The sequence below is a fragment of the Pseudomonas sp. NFIX49 genome (genome assembly GCF_900115915.1).
Classification (GTDB): domain Bacteria; phylum Pseudomonadota; class Gammaproteobacteria; order Pseudomonadales; family Pseudomonadaceae; genus Aquipseudomonas; species Aquipseudomonas pharyngis.
Map to the genome: position 1 here is coordinate 505,886 of NZ_FOYE01000001.1, position 19,558 is coordinate 525,443.

Consider the following 19,558-nt stretch of genomic DNA (forward strand, 5'->3'; position numbering starts at 1 on the left):
AGAATCATCATATGAATACTAAACAACCTTTGCAGGTCGTCGACCTTTTTGCTGGGCCGGGCGGATTAGGCGAGGGTTTTTCTTCCCTCAACGAAGGGCGTAGCTTTCAAGTAATAGTGTCCGCAGAAATGGATTCTAATGCTAGGTCGACATTACGACTTAGGGCTTTCTACAGGGCTTTGAGAGAGAGAAACCCCGAGGCTTTAAGCGACTACTATAATTACTGTGAATCTTCTGAGGTTAGCCAGCCTTGGTCGGAAAGAAGCCGAGCTCAATGGATTGAGGCCGATAATGAAGCTCGACAAATTCGTCTAGGGAGTCCGGAAGGTAATGCAGAGCTGGACTACATTCTTGAAAAAAAGCTAGATACTAGTCGCCCTTGGGTTCTGATCGGTGGGCCTCCTTGCCAAGCCTATTCAATAGTAGGTCGTGCTCGGAACAAGGGTAATTCCGAATATAAAGCAGAGGATGACCAACGGCATTTTTTATATCGTGAATACTTGAGGATAATCCAGAGTAAGCGTCCTGCAATATTTGTGATGGAAAACGTAAAGGGGATTTTGTCATCCCAAGTCGGTGGTAAAAAAATATTTCCCCAAATTCTCAGAGATTTGGCTGATCCTGATTTGGCACTGGGAATTGTAGGTTCTAATAAACCAAAGTACAAAATTTGCTCGTTGGTCAGTGAAGATGTCTACGAAAGTGGCACTGATCCGCTTTCGCTAAATTTAAACAACTTTGTTATTAAGTCAGAGGATTATGGTATTCCTCAAAATAGGCATCGGGTGATACTTGTCGGTGTTTCTGAGGAGTTTTCAGGGCAGCTAAATGGGTTCAAGCTTAAAGCTAAGAGCAGTCCTTCGGTAAGTCAGATGATTAAAGGACTGCCAAAGTTAAGGAGCACTCTGTCTAGAGGAGGGGATACAGCTGATTTATGGTGCGGCGAGGTGATATCTCATCTAGATGATCTCTATCGCACACTTGTAATGAAAGGGGTTGATCCTCTACTAGAGAAAAAAATTAAAATAGTAAGAAATTCATTTGCTGGCGCCAGATATACTAATGGTGCATTGCGATTAAGCAAGGGGATAGAGAGTGGCCAAGAGTTTGAAGATCCATCGCTTGAGAAGTGGTTCAATGATAAAAAACTAAATGTTTGGCTGAATCATGAAGCCCGCGGTCACATGACTTCTGATCTTAAACGATACTTATACGCGTCTATTTTTGCAGATGCACACAAGGCTTCTCCGAAGGGGCATAAAGAGTTCAATCTGCCTGGTCTCGCTCCAGACCATAAAAATTGGGAAACGGGAAAATTTAGTGATCGCTTTAGAGTGCAGGTGAGAGATAAAACTTCGTCGACCATAACTAGCCATATTTCTAAGGATGGGCACTATTTTATTCATTATGATCCCCATCAATGTAGAAGCTTGACTGTGCGTGAAGCTGCTCGACTTCAAACTTTTCCAGATAATTATTTTTTTCTAGGAAATAGGACTCAGCAATTTCACCAAGTTGGGAATGCTGTTCCACCCCTTCTTGCCCAACAAATAGCTGAGGTGGTGGAACGAATGGTCAACGGAAGCCCCGAGCAGGAGTCAAAGCGAGTCCAAGATAATTTTTCTTAAAAAATAAGAACTTGTCGCATAATCGATAAATAGATCTTGGAGTGATGACTCTGCAATGAGGGAGCCATGTTCAATTGACTACTTGATCTTTTTTTTTGGTTATGCACAAATGATGGCTTAATCATGGCGCGTAATCATGGCGCCATTAGATTTGCAAATGAAACAAGGAGTGTTGATGCGTTTTTTTTATTTGGAACTGCGCTTTCTTAGAGATGTAAGGAAATGAGGGAGATTGAGCACCCCCCTCACGCCGCGTCATTGCTAGAGTCAATGAGGTCTATAGGGTATACATTAGAGTCTGCATTGGCGGACATTTTGGACAATAGTCTATCCGCGAATGCCAAGAATATAGATATCCAATTCCGACCACATGATGATCCGTATCTAGCAATTATTGATGACGGGGACGGTATGTCGCCTTCCGTTCTTCAGCAAGCTATGCGTCACGGCAGTACCAATCCGTTGGATAAACGTGCCGCCGATGACATGGGCCGTTATGGCCTAGGGTTAAAAACCTCTTCTCTATCACAGTGCAGAAAAATGACGGTTATTTCCAAGCAGGATTCTACCGTAACTGGTTTGTGTTGGGATTTAGACGTTGTAATAGATCGTCAGTCGTGGGTGATTTTGGAACTAGAGGATGAAGATCTTTCGAGTGTTCCGCATATGGAAATGTTGATTAAAAGAAAGAGCGGTACTTTAGTTTTATGGCAAAAGTTAGATAAGTTAATTGCCGGAGAAGTTTCTGCTGAAGCCGCTTTGGTAGGGAAGATGAGTCATGTGTACGACCATTTATCTTTGGTTTTTCATAGATTTCTATCGAAAGAAGATAAAAAAGCGCGGGTTAATATTTCTATAAATGGAAGGGATCTTCCGCCCGTCGATCCGTTCTTAGTAAATCATCAGGCAACTCAGCAATTGGAACAAGAGTCTTTTGCCATAGAGGGCGAAAAGGTTATTGTAAAGCCATTCATTATTCCTCACTACAGCAAGCTATCTGTAAAGGAAATTGAACAAGCGGGAGGGACGGATGGTATTCGCAATCACCAAGGCTTTTACATTTATAGGAATAGGCGTTTAATCATATGGGGTACTTGGTTTCGGCTTGCAGGTAAGGATGAGTTGAGTAAGCTGGCTCGCGTTAGAGTTGATATACCAAATGCGTTAGATCATTTGTGGACTCTTGATATTAAGAAGTCTGCGGCTCATCCGCCAGAGGCAGTCCGTAGAAATCTAAAAAGAACTATAGATAGAATCAGGGCTGTAAGTGGTCGAACAATAACATTTCGAGGTCGGATTTCGGAAAAGTCCGAATTTACCTCGACCTGGAACGAGGTGGTAGATAGGAGTGGTGTTCGATTTGACATAAATCGAGAACATCCTCTTATAAAAGAGTTTCAAACTGTGCTGCCGGGAAAGTATGCAGAACAATTGTTTGAGATGATTCTAAAAGTTATTGAAGGATCTTTTCCTGCGGACGCGCTGTATTCTCGGATGGCTTCTGATATGAAACCCGGGTTTAATGGCGAATATTTAGAAAGTCAGCTTAGAGAAATGGCTACAACGCTATTTGAAGGAATGGCTCTTGAATCTCCTGTTCGAGCCCATTTGCTAAGTACATTACATGTAATAGAACCCTTCAATCTTTACCCCGCGCTTACAAAAAAAATTGTAGAGGAGCTGAAAAATCTTGAACAGTAAACCCGAAGATTTCCTTTCTGTTAATGCGCAACGGCTTGAAGTGGCAGTATCTACATCTCTCACCGTGGATCGTGTACCCACAGAAAGCGAGATATTAGACTTGGCAAGCGCATTGCGAAAAATGGAAATTTATAGTGTTTCGGATCAAGAGTTTGAAATAGTAATTAAAAAGCTTCACGTGGCCTTAGCATTGGATATGGGGCTAGGTAGTTACGTAGTAAATGAGCACGACCCATGGCTACAAGCAAGGAAAGCACAGATAAACCCGTTCTATTGGAGTCGATATAGGACGGATCTAATTAAACAGGGGTGGGGGGCAAAGGTAGTTACATCACTTGATAAAGTAACTGATGAGATATTAGATTTGATGGGGAATCCGGCAGGGAAGACTGGCTGGCCTCGTCGCGGGCTTGTGATGGGAGATGTGCAATCAGGTAAGACTTCAAATTATACCGGTTTGATATGTAAAGCAGCAGATGCGGGATATAAGCTAGTAATTCTCCTGACAGGAACTTTGGAAAGTCTACGTAGACAGACACAGGAGCGGTTAGATTCAGGTTTTGTAGGGTTGGACAGCTCGGGTGTTGTGAATAGTGACAGCCGAAGTCGTAGGCGAAAAGAAATAGGCGTAGGCTTAATAAATGCTACGAGGAGTGCGGGCGTTTTTACCTCCACGGTAGGTGATTTTAAGGCAATTACTGTAAACCAACTTGGATTCAAGTTGCGAGACTATAATGAGCCCGTGTTGCTGGTGGTTAAGAAAAATAAAAGAATTATAGAAAATTTAACGGAGTGGTTGATAAATTTTAACGCAGAGGCTTCGGGAAAAATCGATCTGCCATTGCTTCTCGTTGATGATGAGGCAGATAACGCGTCAATCAATACCAGTCCAAAAAAAGCAACCGCCATCAATAGCGGAATTCGTACTCTTCTGAATATTTTTCCAAAGTCAAGTTACGTTGGGTTTACCGCTACGCCATTTGCGAACGTGTTTATTAATCCTGAAACTACTAATGAAATGGAGGGGGATGATCTCTTTCCGCGTGATTTTATTTATGCCCTGGACGCTCCTACTAACTATTTAGGTGCGTCGGCCATTTTTGGGGATGATCCACGGATTGATTGTCTCGAAGAAGTCTCTGATGCGGAGGGTTCATTTCCAAAAGGTCAGAAGTCAGATGGTTTCATCGATGAAGTTCCAGATTCACTTATGGAAGCTGTTAAATGCTTCTTAGTTGTCAATGCAATAATGGATCTTCGATCGGGAATGCCCAAGCATAGATCGATGTTAATCAATGTAAGTCATTTCACTCTCATACAAGATCAAGTAAAAGATATTGTCGACTTTGCTATTAGGGGAATGCAGGAAGATATTAGGAGCTATTCGTCGCTAAGAGTAGAAGAAGCCGTAAAAAATAAAACAATTGGTGAGTTGCGTGCTGTCTATGAGAAGTATTATGGTGATAGTGGTTGTACTTGGGAGCAGGTTCAGCGCGAGCTAGTTACTTCGGTGTTGCCAATTGAAGTCAGATCTGTAAACCAAAAGAGTGGCGGCGCTAGTTTGAATTATGCGCTATACAAAGAGAATGGTCTCAGAGTTATCGCTGTAGGGGGAAATAGTCTCGCCAGGGGGCTCACGCTAGAGGGGCTTTGTGTAAGCTATTTTTATAGATCGACACAGATGTACGATGCTCTGCTGCAAATGGGGCGTTGGTTTGGATATAGAACCGGCTACGAGGATTTGATGAAAATCTGGATGCCACGAGAAACAATTAACTGGTATTCATTGATTTCCGAGGCTACCGACGAATTGAGAGGCGAAGTTCGCCGCATGCAGCTTTCTCGTCTGAAGCCAATAGATTTTGGGCTGCGAGTACGTTCTCATCCAGAATCACTGATAATCACTGCCAGAAATAAAATGCGTGATTCCGAACAGATTGTTCACACGCTTTCTATCAGCAAGGAAAGTCTCGAGTCTGCACGGTTACTCAGCGATGCTAACGCTATATCTTCTAACCATAAGGCTGCGCAAGCACTAGTTAAAAAAGTTCTATCTTCTAATTTTAAAGTGGATCAAGCGCATAATTTTCCTGTTTGGGTTGGTGTGGATAAGAGTGTTGTTGTTGATTTCTTGAACAGCTTTATAAGCCATCCACTTAATCTAAGACTTCAATCTAAAGATCTCGCGGATTTCATAGAAAAAACTGATGATCCTAGACTGGAGAATTGGTACGTCGCTATCCCGAAAGGTAGCGTGAGTGCCTACGAGATAGTTCCGGGGCTTTTGGCATCTCGCAGAAGTCGAAAAATTGAAGTTGATCTAGAAAAGCAGTCGCTATTAGTCAATGAAAAGAAAATGAGGGTTGGATCTGCTGCGGACGAAAAAATTGGTCTGACGGTAGAGGAAATTAAAGAAGCTGAACGAATTTTTCGAACGATTCCTGATAATGCAGATAAGAAAAACGTGCCGGGTAAGGCTTATAACGAAGTTAGAAGAAACCCTTTGCTGCTTGTTCATTTGGTGAGTCCAGAATTTGGCGACCAAAAACACGTGCCCTTACTAGCAGACGGTTCGTTGGTAGCTATCGGTTTGAGTTTTCCCGAACTTGCTGTAGGTAGCCAAAAAATGACCTACCAGATTAATATGGTTGAGTTGAGGACGCTTCTTACAAAAGAGGTGGAAAGCTTCGAAGGTGATGAAGGTGAAGATGAAAATGTCGACGAATAAGTGTTTGTCAATATGGCAATCTTTAAAGCCAGAACCCCCACAATCTATATTTAAGCGATTCGATGCCACACACCCTTTGGATTTTTACTTGGGTTTAGATGGCGAAGGGCGACATCTATTGTTATTCGTTTGTTCGGAAGAACCTCCTCACCTGATGGATATGAGGACAATCACATTAAAGAAAAGTCTTCGAGATGACGGTAGATGGGCTTTGCTATGGATTCTAGAGGATTTTGTGCTTCTAGAAATGTTTTCTTTACTTAGTGAGGATTTGATTGAGCATTCCAGAAATATTGACGGAAGAATTAGTCCTTTGAACTTTGTGCTTCGGCGGCTAAGTAGTTGGCGCAGTTTACTAGATCGCGCCTCTGATAATATTTTGTCTATGACTAGTATTAGGGGGTTGTGTGGCGAGTTAGTTTTTTTGGATCAGCTCATTGACCAGCTTGGAGGCAATCAAGCAGTCATGTCATGGGTCGGCCCCTTTGGGGCCGATCAAGATTTTCAATTTGGTAGTGCTGGGTGGGAAGTAAAAACAATAAGGCCTGATGCTGAAAGGTTAATGATTTCCTCAGAGCGACAGTTGGATAGTGCCGATAAAAACATACAACTAATGGTCGTTGAGATTGCTGACGTTAGCAGTAGCTCGGATGGTATGTTTACTTTGAATATTCAAGTTTCAAAATTGCGAAAAAAATTATCAAGTTGTTATGAGGCTTTGCTCGAATTTGATAATAGGTTATTAATTGCTGGGTATGTAGCTAGAGAAGAGTATGGAAGTGTTTTTTTCAAGATCCGCGGCTTGGCTAGTTTTACTATAGCTGAAGGCTTTCCTCATGTTAGCAGAGAAATGGTACCTGCCGGGGTTGTGAATATCTGCTACGAAATTGAACTGAAAGAATTAGAAAGTTTTTTGATAGAACGAGTCGCTTATTAATCGGAGGTGTGTCGTGACGCTGCAAGAGTTTCATCGGGAGTTTCTTGAGTCCGTCCGATCTCGCGCAGAGTCTGCTCGAGATTTTCTGAGCGCTAGTTTTATTGATGAATGTGGCTATAGACTGACTGAATCAGAGCAGTTTTCTAGTTTTGAAAGTTGCAGATTTGAAGGGGTGAGTAATAAGAAAAAGCTGCGCGTTGATGGCTATTATTTGGATGACGCAGATAATTCGGTATCATTGTTGATTGGGAGCTTTTCAAATGAGGATGAAATTTTAACGTTTAATACCGATGAGGTAAAAAAAGCATTTCTTACGGTTAAGAACTATGTTCAAGAATCTCTAGATGGTTTTGTTACTGACGGTGCGTTTGACGAAAGTCAACCAGGATACGGCTTGGCATGCGATTTGATGGACTGGCAATCTAAAATCACAAAGTTTAGATTTTATTATGTATCCGATGGGCAGTTGAAGTCGCGTTTGAAAGATTGGCCAGAGGATACTATAAGTGGCATCCCTACGGAATTTCACATCTGGGATGTTGCGAGGTTTCACGTTGCTTATGTTTCTGCCACAGGTCGAGATGAGCTTGTGGTGAGTTTTGAGGGCTCCGGACAGAGTGGGTTGAGCTGTCTTGCTGCAGCCGAATCTGATGGTGATTATAAAGCTTATCTCTGCATGATTAGCGGTGATATGTTGGCGGATATCTACGAGGATTATGGTAGCCGGTTATTAGAAGGGAACGTTCGTACATTTTTAAGTGCAAAAGGTAAAGTTAACTCAAAAATTCAGCATACCATCAAGACTCAGCCAGAAATGTTTTTTGCATTCAATAATGGTATTGCTGCTACCGCAGAGAACGTAGTTTTGAAAGCGGAGAGTGGTGGTACTAAAATAATTAGTGCAACAAACTTACAAATAGTAAATGGTGGGCAGACTACTGCATCGCTTGCTTTGGCTAAGCGAGGTAGTTCAGGAAAGAAAGATGGCGTAGATTTGTCTAGAGTCATGGTCCAAATGAAACTGTCTGTGTTGCCTCCAGAAAAGGCTGGGGAATTAACTCCTGAAATAGCTCGCTATGCCAACAGCCAAAATAAGGTCAGCGATGCGGACTTTTTTTCTAACCACCCTTATCATGTAAGGCTGGAGGAGTTTTCTCGACGAATTTTTGCACCCTCCACTGGTGGCGCGCAGCATGGTACTCACTGGTTCTATGAGAGAGCTCGTGGTCAATATTTAAATGAGCAAGCTAAACTGGCCGGCGCAGATAAATCGAAATTCATCTTACAAAATCCACGTAAACAGTTATTTTCTAAAACGGATGTAGCGAAGCTAGAGAATACTTGGCGGGAGCTGCCTCATAAAGTCAGTATGGGAGCTCAGAAAAATTTTATGGTTTTTGCAGACGTCATTGCTAAAGCATGGATGTCTGATGGGAAAGCGTTTAATGAAGATTATTATAAAAATATAGTGGCATTGGCAATTATTTTTAAACAAACTGAGAGTCTTGTGTCTCAGCAAGAATGGTATCAAGGCGGCTATCGAGCAAATATCGTAACGTACTCACTGGCTAAACTTCATAATATGGTTGCTGAACAAGCCTTGGGTAAACAGCTGAATCTTCGCAGTACGTGGGATAAGCAATCCGTAGTTGGGCCGTTGTTGCAGCAGATCGAACAAATTGCTAAAAGAGTGTTTGATGTTCTCACTGATCCCGATCGACCTAAAGAGAACGTAACTGAATGGGCAAAAATGCAGGCTTGTTGGGAACAAGTGAAAGATTTGTCGATTGATTTTGTTCCGGGGTTTGTTGATTCTCTACAAGATTTGCGGAATAGTGCTGAGGAAGCTATTACTTCCAAAGAGTTGCAAAAGACAGACAATGGAATTGCGATTCAAATTTCCGTGATTGAAACACCTTCTTATGAATGGTCTCGAATGCTCACGTGGGGCCTAAGAGGGGCAAGGCTCACTCCAAAGCAAGAATCCCTCCTGAAAGTTGCTATACAAATCCCTAATAAACTACCTACGGAAAAACAATGCATTGAGATCTGGAGGATTAGAGCCTCACTTATCGATCAGGGATATATTTCTTTGTGAGGGTACAAGGTGGTTAGCGATTAAGTTTAAGTTGTCTTGATTTTTCATTTGGTTCATGTTTGGTTTTTTGCACTTTTCAGTGTTAAGTTCAGAGGTGCAAAAAAAAGCCCCGAATTATTCGGGGCTTTTTTGGTGATATCCTTTTGTCGGCTTAAGTATTAGCAGATATCAATCCCAGCTCAACGCCCCACCAGTCTGATACTCAATAACTCTCGTCTCAAAGAAATTCTTCTCTTTCTTCAAGTCCATAATCTCGCTCATCCAAGGGAACGGGTTAGTCGTCCCTGGGTACTCTTCCTTCAAACCGATCTGCGACAGACGACGGTTAGCGATGAACTTCAGATAGTCCTCCATCATCGCAGCATTCATACCCAACACACCGCGAGGCATGGTGTCGCGGGCGTATTCGATTTCCAGTTGAGTGCCCTGCAGGATCATCTGCGAAGCTTCTTCCTTCATTTCGGCGTCCCACAGGTGTGGGTTTTCGATTTTGATCTGGTTGATCACGTCGATGCCGAAGTTCAGGTGCATGGATTCGTCGCGCAGGATGTACTGGAACTGCTCGGCGACGCCGGTCATTTTGTTGCGGCGGCCCATGGAGAGGATCTGGGTGAAGCCGCAGTAGAAGAAGATGCCTTCCAGAACGCAGTAGTAGGCGATCAGGTTGCGCAGCAACTCTTTGTCGGTTTCGACGGTGCCGGTGTTGAATTCCGGGTCGGAGATGGCGCGGGTGTATTTCAGGCCCCAGGCGGCTTTTTTCGCGACCGACGGGATCTCGTGGTACATGTTGAAGATCTCGCCTTCATCCATGCCCAGCGATTCGATGCAGTACTGGTAGGCGTGGGTGTGGATCGCCTCTTCGAAGGCCTGGCGCAGGATGTACTGGCGGCATTCCGGGTTGGTGATCAGGCGGTACACGGCCAGGGCCAGGTTGTTGGCCACCAGGGAGTCGGCGGTGGAGAAGAAGCCGAGGTTGCGCATCACGATGCGGCGCTCGTCGTCGGTCAGGCCTTCCGGGTTTTTCCAGAGGGCGATGTCGGCGGTCATGTTGACTTCTTGCGGCATCCAGTGGTTTGCGCAACCGTCCAGGTATTTCTGCCAGGCCCAGTCGTACTTGAATGGCACGAGCTGGTTGAGGTCGGCGCGGCAGTTGATCATGCGCTTTTCGTCAACGGCGACACGGGCGGCGGAGCCTTCGAGTTCGGCGAGGCCTTCGGCGACGTCGAGGGAATCCAGTGCAGCCTTGGCGCGGGCCACGGCGGCCGAGTCTTCGGCGGTCACGGCGCGGGCTTCGAGGGCGGCGGCACCGCCGGCGGTGTCGAGGCGGTCCATGTTGGCTTCGCTAGCGTGGCCGGCATTGGCGCCTTTCACTGCTGCTACTTCACTGTCTTCTTTGTCGAATTCGTCCCAGCTCAGCATGACGTGTCGTCTCCTGCGTGAGGGCCTGTGCCCGTGTGAAAACTGATTGGTTGGTTTTTCACACGGCCGTACAGGCCGCGTTGGATGTCGTTTTTTGCAGCGGTGCTACGCAGGCAATAAACAGAAAATTTTTACGGGTTTCCGAGAGCCTCTGACGGGCGCAGGTCAGCGTTGTCGCTGCTGCGGGGCTTCAGAATGGCTTTGATCCCTGTAAGGGAATATTGCTGACCCGATTAGGGCGGCATTATAGGGAAAAAAACACGGGCGTGGGGGAGGGCGAAACAGCGCAGGGCGGTCGAGCGCGCGGGTGATTTCGATCGGAGCGAGGGTTTACAGGGCTTTCGCCGGGATTGGCCCCGGAGAATTTTTTTTCATTAATTTTTTGGCGTGTGATTGATTGCTCAAAAAACGAGCAAAAAAACGCGTTTTTCACTATATCTTGTGTTTTGCAACCCTTTTGCGCCGCTTCAAACACAACTGAGCCCGACCGAAGCCGGGCTGGAATCGACCCTCGATGTTGCGCTGAGTGATCCGATTCGGTGCAGTCTCAACGCATCAATTGGTGCAGCCGTTGCCCATGATGCTGTAACGCAGAATGTGACGCTGACCCTTGGAGTCGTCGTATTCCATTTTCGCCGGAACAACTTCGCAGACATTCGGAACTTCGCTCATGGAAACAACTTTGGCGATGTCCAGGTGAGTGGAGTAAGTGTATTCCTCGATAGCCGGTTGTTGCTGGGCGACATCAGTCGGAACCTCGTCTGCCATGGCGGTTGCGCACAGACTGCTGAGGGCCAGAACCAATAAAGCTTTCATTTGAAATTTACCTTCTTGAGGTCGAGTGGGGTCACGCAACCTTTGTGGGGTTGCGTGTGGAACTTCATCGTTTTGCTTTGTTACTTCAGAACTGGATTAACGGCCTTCGTGGGGGCTGTAACCTTGTTAATCGCTTTGCCTTGTCGGCGAGGTGAATTTTAGGGAGGCGGGGCAGGGGTAAACAGACCCGGTTTTGATAAACACCTTTGGCAGATTTGGTAACAATCCTTGGATGCGGTGTTACCGGCGCTGCGGCTTTCCCGGGAAACCGGGTCGTCCGAATCGCTGGCAGGCCAGCTCCCACAAGGGTTGCGGGGTTTGCTTCAGGGGTGTCTGTGGCATTTCTGGATGTTTTGTAGGGGCTTGTTACTACCATCGTCGAATGGTTCTATACGGGCGCCCCGGCTACAACAGGGTCATACAAAAACAACTATTACACCGAGGTAGGAAAGATGAGTGCGGCTTCCCTGTATCCCGTTCGTCCCGAGGTTCTGGCCAATACGCTGACCGACGAGGCGACCTACAAAGCCATGTACCAACAGTCGGTCGTCAACCCTGACGGCTTCTGGCGTGAACAAGCCAAGCGCCTCGACTGGATCAAGCCTTTCACCACGGTGAAACAGACTTCGTTCGACGATCACCATGTCGACATCAAGTGGTTTGCCGACGGCACCCTGAACGTTTCCTACAACTGCCTCGACCGTCATCTGGCCGAGCGCGGCGATCAGGTCGCCATCATCTGGGAAGGCGACGATCCTTCCGAAAGCCGCAACATCACCTATCGCGAACTGCACGAACAAGTGTGCAAACTCGCCAACGCCCTGCGTGGCCAGGACGTGCACCGCGGCGACGTGGTGACCATTTATATGCCGATGATCCCCGAAGCCGTGGTCGCCATGCTGGCCTGCACCCGGATCGGCGCGATTCACTCGGTGGTGTTCGGCGGTTTCTCGCCGGAAGCCCTGGCCGGTCGCATCATCGACTGCCGCTCGAAAGTGGTGATCACCGCTGACGAAGGCATCCGTGCCGGCAAGAAAATTTCCCTCAAGGCCAACGTCGACGACGCGCTGACCAACCCGGAAACCAGCAGCATCCAGAAAGTCATCGTGTGCAAGCGCACCGGCGGCGACATCAAGTGGAACCAGCATCGCGACATCTGGTACGAAGACCTGATGAAAGTGGCGGGCACTGTCTGCGCGCCGAAAGAGATGGGCGCCGAAGAAGCGCTGTTCATTCTTTATACCTCCGGCTCTACCGGCAAGCCGAAGGGCGTGCAACACACCACCGGCGGCTACCTGTTGTACGCAGCGATGACTCACGAGCGCGTATTCGACTACCGTCCGGGCGAAATCTACTGGTGCACTGCCGACGTCGGCTGGGTCACTGGCCACTCCTACATTGTCTACGGCCCGCTGGCCAACGGCGCGACCACGCTGCTGTTCGAAGGCGTGCCGAACTATCCGGACATCACCCGGGTGGCGAAGATCGTCGACAAGCACAAGGTCAACATCCTCTACACCGCGCCGACCGCGATCCGCGCGATGATGGCCTCCGGCACCGCCGCTGTTGAAGGCGCGGACGGCAGCAGCCTGCGTCTGCTGGGTTCGGTGGGCGAGCCGATCAACCCGGAAGCCTGGGACTGGTACTACAAGAACGTCGGCAAGTCCCGTTGCCCGATCGTCGACACCTGGTGGCAGACCGAAACCGGCGGCAACATGATGAGCCCGCTGCCGGGTGCTCATGCGCTGAAACCGGGTTCGGCCGCACGTCCGTTCTTCGGTGTGGTGCCGGCGCTGGTGGACAACCTCGGCAACATCATCGAGGGCGAGGCCGAAGGCAATCTGGTGATTCTCGATTCGTGGCCGGGTCAGGCGCGCACGCTGTACGGCGACCACGACCGTTTCGTTGACACCTACTTCAAGACCTTCCGTGGCATGTATTTCACCGGGGACGGCGCCCGCCGTGATGCCGATGGTTACTACTGGATCACCGGTCGTGTGGACGACGTGCTCAACGTCTCCGGCCACCGCATGGGTACCGCCGAGATCGAAAGCGCGATGGTCGCTCACCCGAAAGTCGCCGAAGCGGCAGTGGTCGGTGTGCCGCACGACATCAAGGGGCAGGGCATTTATGTCTACGTCACCCTGAAAAATGGCGAAGAGCCGAGCGAGCAACTGCGTCTGGAGCTGAAAAACTGGGTGCGCAAGGAGATCGGGCCGATCGCTTCGCCGGACGTGATCCAGTGGGCGCCGGGGCTGCCGAAGACCCGTTCGGGCAAGATCATGCGCCGCATCCTGCGCAAGATCGCTACGGCTGAATACGAAGGGTTGGGCGACATCTCTACCCTGGCCGATCCGGGTGTGGTGCAGCATCTGATCGATACGCACAAGACCATGAACGTCGCGTAAGCGGCGGGTCTGAAGGCTGAAAAGCCCCGTCCGGCATTGCGCCGGGCGGGGCTTTTTGTTTTCCAATAATTATCGGTTTCATCCGTCAGACACTTCCTACTGTTACCCGTCCGCCTTCAAGTAACTGAATGTGTAACCGCCCGCTCCGCAACGGGGCATCCGGAAACGCATCGCCCCGTTTTAGAGCCTCAAAACACCCGGTGAAAAATAAGACATAACCCCGCGCTTGCCGGATTAGAAGGGTTTGCGAATAATAGGCCCGCAATTTGCAGCATAGATCGGTTCACTGTCTTTCGCTCTTGCATGAAATTGCAGGGCTGTCAATGTGCTCAAGCGGGTTTCTCGGTGCATCTGTAATTAGTTGTCGCATTGAAGAAATATCGGCTTCGGGCCTGTCGTTAGAATGCCGATCACTCGCTCGTCGTGGCTTGCGTTGAAGCCGTCGCGGTTTTGACTGGAACTGTCCCACGCACGCAGCAACCGATTTCGTTACACCCATTCGCATATTGGGCTGTCGCTCACTCTGCCGTTTTTGCCCTTTACCGATGGAGTCCCAAGATGAAGAAACTTGTGCTGCTTGGCGCCCTGGCACTGTCCGTGCTGTCCCTGCCGACATTCGCCGATGAAAAGCCTCTGAAAATCGGTATCGAAGCGGCTTACCCTCCATTCGCCTCCAAAGCGCCGGACGGCAGCATCGTCGGTTTCGACTACGACATCGGCAACGCGCTGTGCGAAGAAATGAAGGTCAAGTGCCAGTGGGTCGAGCAAGAGTTCGACGGTCTGATCCCGGCACTGAAAGTGCGCAAGATCGACGCGATCCTGTCGTCCATGTCCATCACTGACGACCGCAAGAAGTCCGTGGACTTCACCAACAAGTACTACAACACCCCGGCCCGCCTCGTGATGAAGGAAGGCACTCAGGTCAGCGAAGGTCTGGCTGAGCTGAAGGGCAAGAACATCGGCGTGCAGCGTGGTTCGATCCACGAGCGTTTCGCCCGCGAAGTCCTGGCCCCGCTGGGTGCCGAGATCAAGCCGTACGGCTCGCAGAACGAAATCTACCTCGACGTGGCCGCCGGCCGCCTCGACGGCACCGTGGCGGACGCTACGCTGTTGAATGACGGCTTCCTGAAAACCGACGCCGGCAAAGGCTTCGCGTTCGTCGGCCCGGCGTTCACCGACGTCAAATACTTCGGCGACGGCGTTGGTATCGCGGTACGCAAGGGCGACGCCCTGAAAGACAAGATCAACACCGCCATCGCGGCCATCCGCGAGAACGGCAAGTACAAGGCAATCCAGGACAAGTACTTCGACTTCGACATTTACGGCAAGTAAAGACGTCGCTCGACCCGTCCGAAATGGCGCAAGCAACAGGATCTCTGCGGTTTGCGCCATTTTTTCATCCCAACTTTCGAGGACCTGAATCATGTTGAAAGGCTACGGGGCTGTCATCCTCGATGGCGCTTGGCTGACGCTTCAGCTCGCCTTGTCGTCCATGGCCCTGGCCATCGTTCTCGGGCTGATCGGCGTCGCGTTGCGCCTGTCGCCGGTGCGCTGGCTGGCGTGGCTGGGCGATCTGTATTCCACGGTGATTCGCGGGATTCCCGACCTGGTGCTGATCCTGCTGATCTTCTACGGCGGTCAGGACCTGCTCAACCGCGTCGCACCGATGCTCGGCTATGACGACTACATCGACCTGAATCCGCTGGCCGCCGGTATCGGCACCCTCGGTTTCATCTTCGGAGCGTACCTGTCGGAAACCTTCCGCGGCGCGTTCATGGCGATCCCCAAAGGTCAGGCCGAAGCCGGCATGGCGTACGGCATGAGCAGCTTCCAGGTGTTCTTCCGGGTGCTGGTGCCGCAGATGATTCGTCTGGCGATTCCGGGCTTCACCAACAACTGGCTGGTATTGACCAAGGCCACCGCGCTGATTTCCGTGGTCGGTCTGCAGGACATGATGTTCAAGGCCAAGCAGGCGGCCGACGCCACCCGCGAGCCTTTCACCTTCTTCCTCGCAGTGGCGGCGATGTACCTGGTGATCACCAGTGTCTCGTTGCTGGCGCTGCGTCACCTTGAGAAGCGCTACTCGGTAGGCGTAAGGGCGGCTGATCTATGATCTTCGACTACAACGTCATTTGGGAGGCCCTGCCGCTGTACTTCGGCGGTCTGGTCACCACCCTCAAGTTGCTCGCGCTGTCGCTGTTCTTCGGTCTGCTCGCGGCCCTGCCGCTGGGGCTGATGCGTGTCTCCAAGAACGCTGTGGTCAACGGCGCGGCGTGGCTCTACACCTACGTGATTCGCGGCACGCCGATGCTGGTTCAACTGTTCCTGATCTACTACGGTCTGGCTCAGTTCGAAGCGGTGCGTGAAAGCTTTCTCTGGCCGTGGCTGTCCAGCGCAACGTTCTGTGCGTGCCTGGCGTTCGCGATCAACACCAGCGCCTACACCGCCGAAATCATTGCGGGCAGCCTGAAGGCCACGCCGAACGGCGAGATCGAAGCGGCCAAGGCCATGGGCATGTCGCGCTTCAAGATGTACAAGCGCATCCTGCTGCCATCGGCCCTGCGCCGGGCGCTGCCGCAGTACAGCAACGAAGTGATCATGATGCTGCAGACCACCAGTCTGGCGTCCATCGTGACCCTGATCGACATCACCGGCGCGGCCCGTACCGTCAACGCGCAGTTCTACCTGCCGTTCGAGGCGTACATCACCGCCGGCGTGTTCTACCTGTGCCTGACCTTCATTCTGGTGCGCCTGTTCAAGCTGGCCGAGCGTCGCTGGCTGAGCTACCTGGCCCCGAGGAAGCACTGATATGGAACGCATCGACCACGTTCTACCGTGGAGCCACCTGGGCAGCGAGCGCCGGATTTCGGTTTTTCGCTTCGGCAGCGGCGAGCGCAAGGCCTACATCCAGGCCAGCCTCCACGCTGACGAACTGCCCGGCATGCGCACCGCCTGGGAACTGAAAAAACGCCTCGGCGAACTCGAAGCCAAGGGCCTGCTCAACGGCATCATCGAACTGGTGCCGGTGGCCAACCCGCTGGGTCTCGGCCAGTTGCTGCAAGGCAATCATCAGGGCCGTTTCGAGGCCGGCAGCGGCAAGAATTTCAACCGTGATTTCGTCGAGCTCAGCGTGCCAGTGGCCGCCAGGCTGGAAGGACAGCTCGGTGATGATCCGCACGCCAACATCCGTCTGATCCGTCAGGCAATGGCCGATCATCTGGCCGCATTGCCCGAGGCCAGCAGCCAGTTGCAAGGCATGCAGCGCATCCTGCTGCAACACGCCGCCACCGCCGATGTGGTGCTGGATCTGCATTGCGACTGCGAAGCCGCGCTGCACATGTACGCCTTGCCGCAGCACTGGCCGCAGTGGCGTTCGCTCGCCGCGCACCTGGATGTGAAAGTCGGCCTGCTGGCGGAAGATTCCGGTGGCAGTTCGTTCGACGAGGCTTGCTCGTTGCCGTGGCTGCGTCTGTCGCGCCTGTTCCCGGACGCGCAGATTCCACTGGCGTGCCTGGCGACCACCGTTGAACTCGGCGGTCAGGCTGACACCACGCCGACGCAGGCCGAGGCTTGGGCAGAAGGCATTCTGGCGTTCCTCGCCGAGCAGGGCCTGATCCGTGGCGAGTGGCCGAACGCGGCGCACGAGCCGTGCGAAGGCATGCCGTTCGAGGGCACTGAATTGCTCCTGCCGCCGCATCCCGGCGTGGTGAGTTTTCTGCGCAAGCCCGGCGAGTGGGTTGAAGCCGGTGACAAGATTTTCGAAGTGATCGATCCGCTGTCGGATCGGGTCAGCACGGTGTGTGCTGGTACGTCCGGGGTGCTGTTTGCCATTGAGCGGCTGCGTTACGCCCAACCCGGTTTCTGGCTGGCCAAAGTGGCGGGGCGCGATGCGCTGCGCGACGGCCCTTTGCTCAACGACTGACTGTTTTTGTGAGAACCGACCGCATGTACAAACTTGAAGTCCAAGACCTGCATAAACGCTATGGCAGTCACGAAGTGCTCAAGGGCGTTTCCCTGAAAGCGGCCGCCGGCGATGTGATCAGCATCATCGGCTCCAGTGGCTCCGGCAAAAGTACTTTCCTGCGCTGCATCAACCTGCTCGAGCAGCCGCACGCGGGCAAGATCCTGCTCAACAACGAAGAGCTGAAACTGGTGGCGAACAAGGACGGCGCGCTGAAAGCCGCTGATCCGAAACAGCTGCAACGCATGCGTTCGCGCCTGTCGATGGTGTTCCAGCACTTCAACCTGTGGTCGCACATGACCGCGCTGGAAAACATCATGGAAGCGCCGGTTCACGTGCTGGGCGTGTCCAAGGCCGAAGCCCGCGAGAAAGCCGAGCACTACCTGAACAAGGTCGGCGTGGCTCATCGTAAGGACGCGTTCCCGGGGCACATGTCCGGTGGCGAGCAGCAGCGTGTGGCGATCGCCCGGGCGCTGGCGATGGAACCGGAAGTGATGCTGTTCGACGAACCGACTTCGGCCCTCGACCCGGAACTGGTCGGCGACGTATTGAAAGTCATGCAGGCCCTCGCTCAGGAAGGCCGGACCATGGTGGTGGTGACCCACGAAATGGGCTTCGCCCGTGAAGTGTCGAACCAGCTGGTGTTCCTGCACAAAGGCGTCGTGGAAGAAAGCGGCAACCCGCGTGAAGTGCTGGTCAATCCGCAATCGGAACGTTTGCAACAATTCCTCTCGGGCAGCCTCAAGTAATCGCTCCCGTTATGCACCAGATTAGGTCATGCTGCGCAGCGCGCCAGATGGTCTAATTTGGTTGCAGCCGATTTCGGTTTTTCCCTCTGTTTACGTTTCGGATCGCCCGCCATGACTGCCCATCGAATTGGTTTCCTGATTTGGCCCAGCACTAAAGCTCTGACTTTGGCGCTGGCAGAGGAGGCCTTGCGTGTTGCCCAGCGTGTGCATCCGGACGTGGTTTACGAGTTGTCGTTCCTGCAGGCCGAAGCACCGGCCGAAGGTGAATGGCAACTGCCCGGCGAACCTTGGGCGGGCAAGCTCGAAAACTTCCAGAAACTGTTCCTGCTCGCCGATGAACCACCGACCACTTTGGCGCCGGCACTCAGCAGCGCGCTCAAGCAACTGGTGCGCGCCGGTTGTGTGATCGGCGGTCTGTCGGCCGGTGTGTATCCGCTGGCGCAACTCGGTCTGCTCGACGGTTACCGCGCCGCCGTGCACTGGCGCTGGCAGGACGATTTCGCCGAGCGATTCCCGAAAGTCATCGCCACCAGCCATCTGTTCGACTGGGATCGCGATCGTCTGACGGCGTGCGGCGGCATGTCGGTGCTCGATTTGCTGCTCGCTGTTTTGGCCCGTGATCACGGTGCTGAACTGGCCGGTGCGGTCTCGGAAGAACTGGTGGTCGAACGCATCCGCGAAGGTGGCGAGCGTCAGCGCATTCCATTGCAGAACCGTCTCGGCTCCAGCCATCCGAAGCTCACCCAGGCGGTGCTGCTGATGGAAGCCAACATCGAAGAGCCGCTGACCACCGACGAAATCGCCCAGCATGTGTGCGTGTCCCGTCGCCAGCTGGAGCGGATCTTCAAGCAATACCTCAACCGCGTGCCGAGCCAGTACTACCTGGAACTGCGCCTGAACAAGGCCCGGCAGATGTTGATGCAGACCAGCAAGTCGATCATCCAGATCGGCCTGTCGTGCGGGTTCTCCTCGGGGCCGCATTTCTCCAGCGCCTACCGCAACTTCTTCGGCGCCACGCCGCGGGAGGATCGCAACCAGAGGCGCAGCAGCAGCCCTTTCGAATTGTCCTCGGTGCCACCCGAGCGCGGATGACCCGCAAGACCAACGCCATGG

14 protein-coding genes are annotated in these 19,558 nt (G+C 51.4%); 12 read left to right on the forward strand and 2 right to left on the reverse strand.

Annotation, left to right across the window (positions count from 1 at the left end; all coding sequences use genetic code 11):
• The first annotated feature begins 11 nt into the window (after positions 1 to 11).
• From BMZ46_RS02330 to BMZ46_RS02350, 5 genes are all read left to right on the forward strand, one after another.
• The gene (locus BMZ46_RS02330) at positions 12 to 1,628 is read left to right on the forward strand and encodes a DNA cytosine methyltransferase (protein ID WP_074688213.1); all 1,617 of its coding nucleotides are present in this window, start codon (positions 12 to 14) and stop codon (positions 1,626 to 1,628) included.
• A gap of 270 nt (positions 1,629 to 1,898) precedes the next feature.
• Positions 1,899 to 3,329, forward strand: a complete 1,431-nt coding sequence (locus BMZ46_RS02335) for an ATP-binding protein (protein WP_256574382.1) — start codon at positions 1,899 to 1,901, stop codon at positions 3,327 to 3,329.
• Entirely contained in the window at positions 3,319 to 6,057 is a 2,739-nt protein-coding gene (locus BMZ46_RS02340; RefSeq protein WP_074688209.1) for a Z1 domain-containing protein, read from the forward strand. Before BMZ46_RS02335 ends, BMZ46_RS02340 begins: the two co-directional genes overlap by 11 nt.
• Complete coding sequence (locus tag BMZ46_RS02345) at positions 6,044 to 6,994, forward strand: PD-(D/E)XK motif protein (protein WP_170844870.1); 951 nt, start codon at positions 6,044 to 6,046, stop codon at positions 6,992 to 6,994. Before BMZ46_RS02340 ends, BMZ46_RS02345 begins: the two co-directional genes overlap by 14 nt.
• A gap of 13 nt (positions 6,995 to 7,007) precedes the next feature.
• Complete coding sequence (locus BMZ46_RS02350; protein WP_139217032.1) at positions 7,008 to 9,092, forward strand: AIPR family protein; 2,085 nt, start codon at positions 7,008 to 7,010, stop codon at positions 9,090 to 9,092.
• A 168-nt stretch (positions 9,093 to 9,260) separates the two neighbouring features.
• Here the strand turns inward: BMZ46_RS02350 and BMZ46_RS02355 are convergent, their stop codons facing one another.
• Both BMZ46_RS02355 and BMZ46_RS02360 read right to left on the reverse strand, forming a co-directional pair.
• The gene (locus BMZ46_RS02355; RefSeq protein WP_039772059.1) at positions 9,261 to 10,511 is read right to left on the reverse strand and encodes a ribonucleotide-diphosphate reductase subunit beta; all 1,251 of its coding nucleotides are present in this window, start codon (positions 10,509 to 10,511) and stop codon (positions 9,261 to 9,263) included.
• Between the two features lie 555 nt (positions 10,512 to 11,066).
• On the reverse strand, positions 11,067 to 11,327 hold the full coding sequence (locus BMZ46_RS02360; RefSeq protein WP_011335542.1) for a DUF2790 domain-containing protein: 261 nt from the start codon (positions 11,325 to 11,327) through the stop codon (positions 11,067 to 11,069).
• 452 nt (positions 11,328 to 11,779) lie between these two features.
• Here BMZ46_RS02360 and acs point away from each other — a divergent pair, with 452 nt between their 5' ends.
• The 7 genes from acs to argR all read left to right on the forward strand — a co-directional run bounded on the left by acs (position 11,780) and on the right by argR (position 19,537).
• A complete protein-coding gene (gene acs, locus BMZ46_RS02365) occupies positions 11,780 to 13,735 on the forward strand; it encodes an acetate--CoA ligase (RefSeq protein WP_007951065.1) in 1,956 nt (651 codons plus the stop codon).
• 558 nt (positions 13,736 to 14,293) lie between these two features.
• Positions 14,294 to 15,067, forward strand: coding sequence for an ABC transporter substrate-binding protein (locus tag BMZ46_RS02370; RefSeq protein WP_011335541.1), 774 nt, complete (start codon positions 14,294 to 14,296; stop codon positions 15,065 to 15,067).
• A 91-nt stretch (positions 15,068 to 15,158) separates the two neighbouring features.
• Entirely contained in the window at positions 15,159 to 15,848 is a 690-nt protein-coding gene (locus BMZ46_RS02375; protein ID WP_007951063.1) for an ABC transporter permease, read from the forward strand.
• Entirely contained in the window at positions 15,845 to 16,543 is a 699-nt protein-coding gene (locus BMZ46_RS02380; RefSeq protein ID WP_039772064.1) for an ABC transporter permease, read from the forward strand. Before BMZ46_RS02375 ends, BMZ46_RS02380 begins: the two co-directional genes overlap by 4 nt.
• A 1-nt stretch (position 16,544) precedes the next feature.
• On the forward strand, positions 16,545 to 17,657 hold the full coding sequence (locus BMZ46_RS02385; protein WP_074688203.1) for a succinylglutamate desuccinylase/aspartoacylase family protein: 1,113 nt from the start codon (positions 16,545 to 16,547) through the stop codon (positions 17,655 to 17,657).
• A 23-nt stretch (positions 17,658 to 17,680) separates the two neighbouring features.
• Complete coding sequence (locus tag BMZ46_RS02390; protein ID WP_003227281.1) at positions 17,681 to 18,445, forward strand: ABC transporter ATP-binding protein; 765 nt, start codon at positions 17,681 to 17,683, stop codon at positions 18,443 to 18,445.
• A 111-nt stretch (positions 18,446 to 18,556) separates the two neighbouring features.
• Positions 18,557 to 19,537, forward strand: coding sequence for a transcriptional regulator ArgR (gene argR / locus BMZ46_RS02395; protein WP_011335538.1), 981 nt, complete (start codon positions 18,557 to 18,559; stop codon positions 19,535 to 19,537).
• The last annotated feature ends 21 nt before the right edge of the window (positions 19,538 to 19,558 follow it).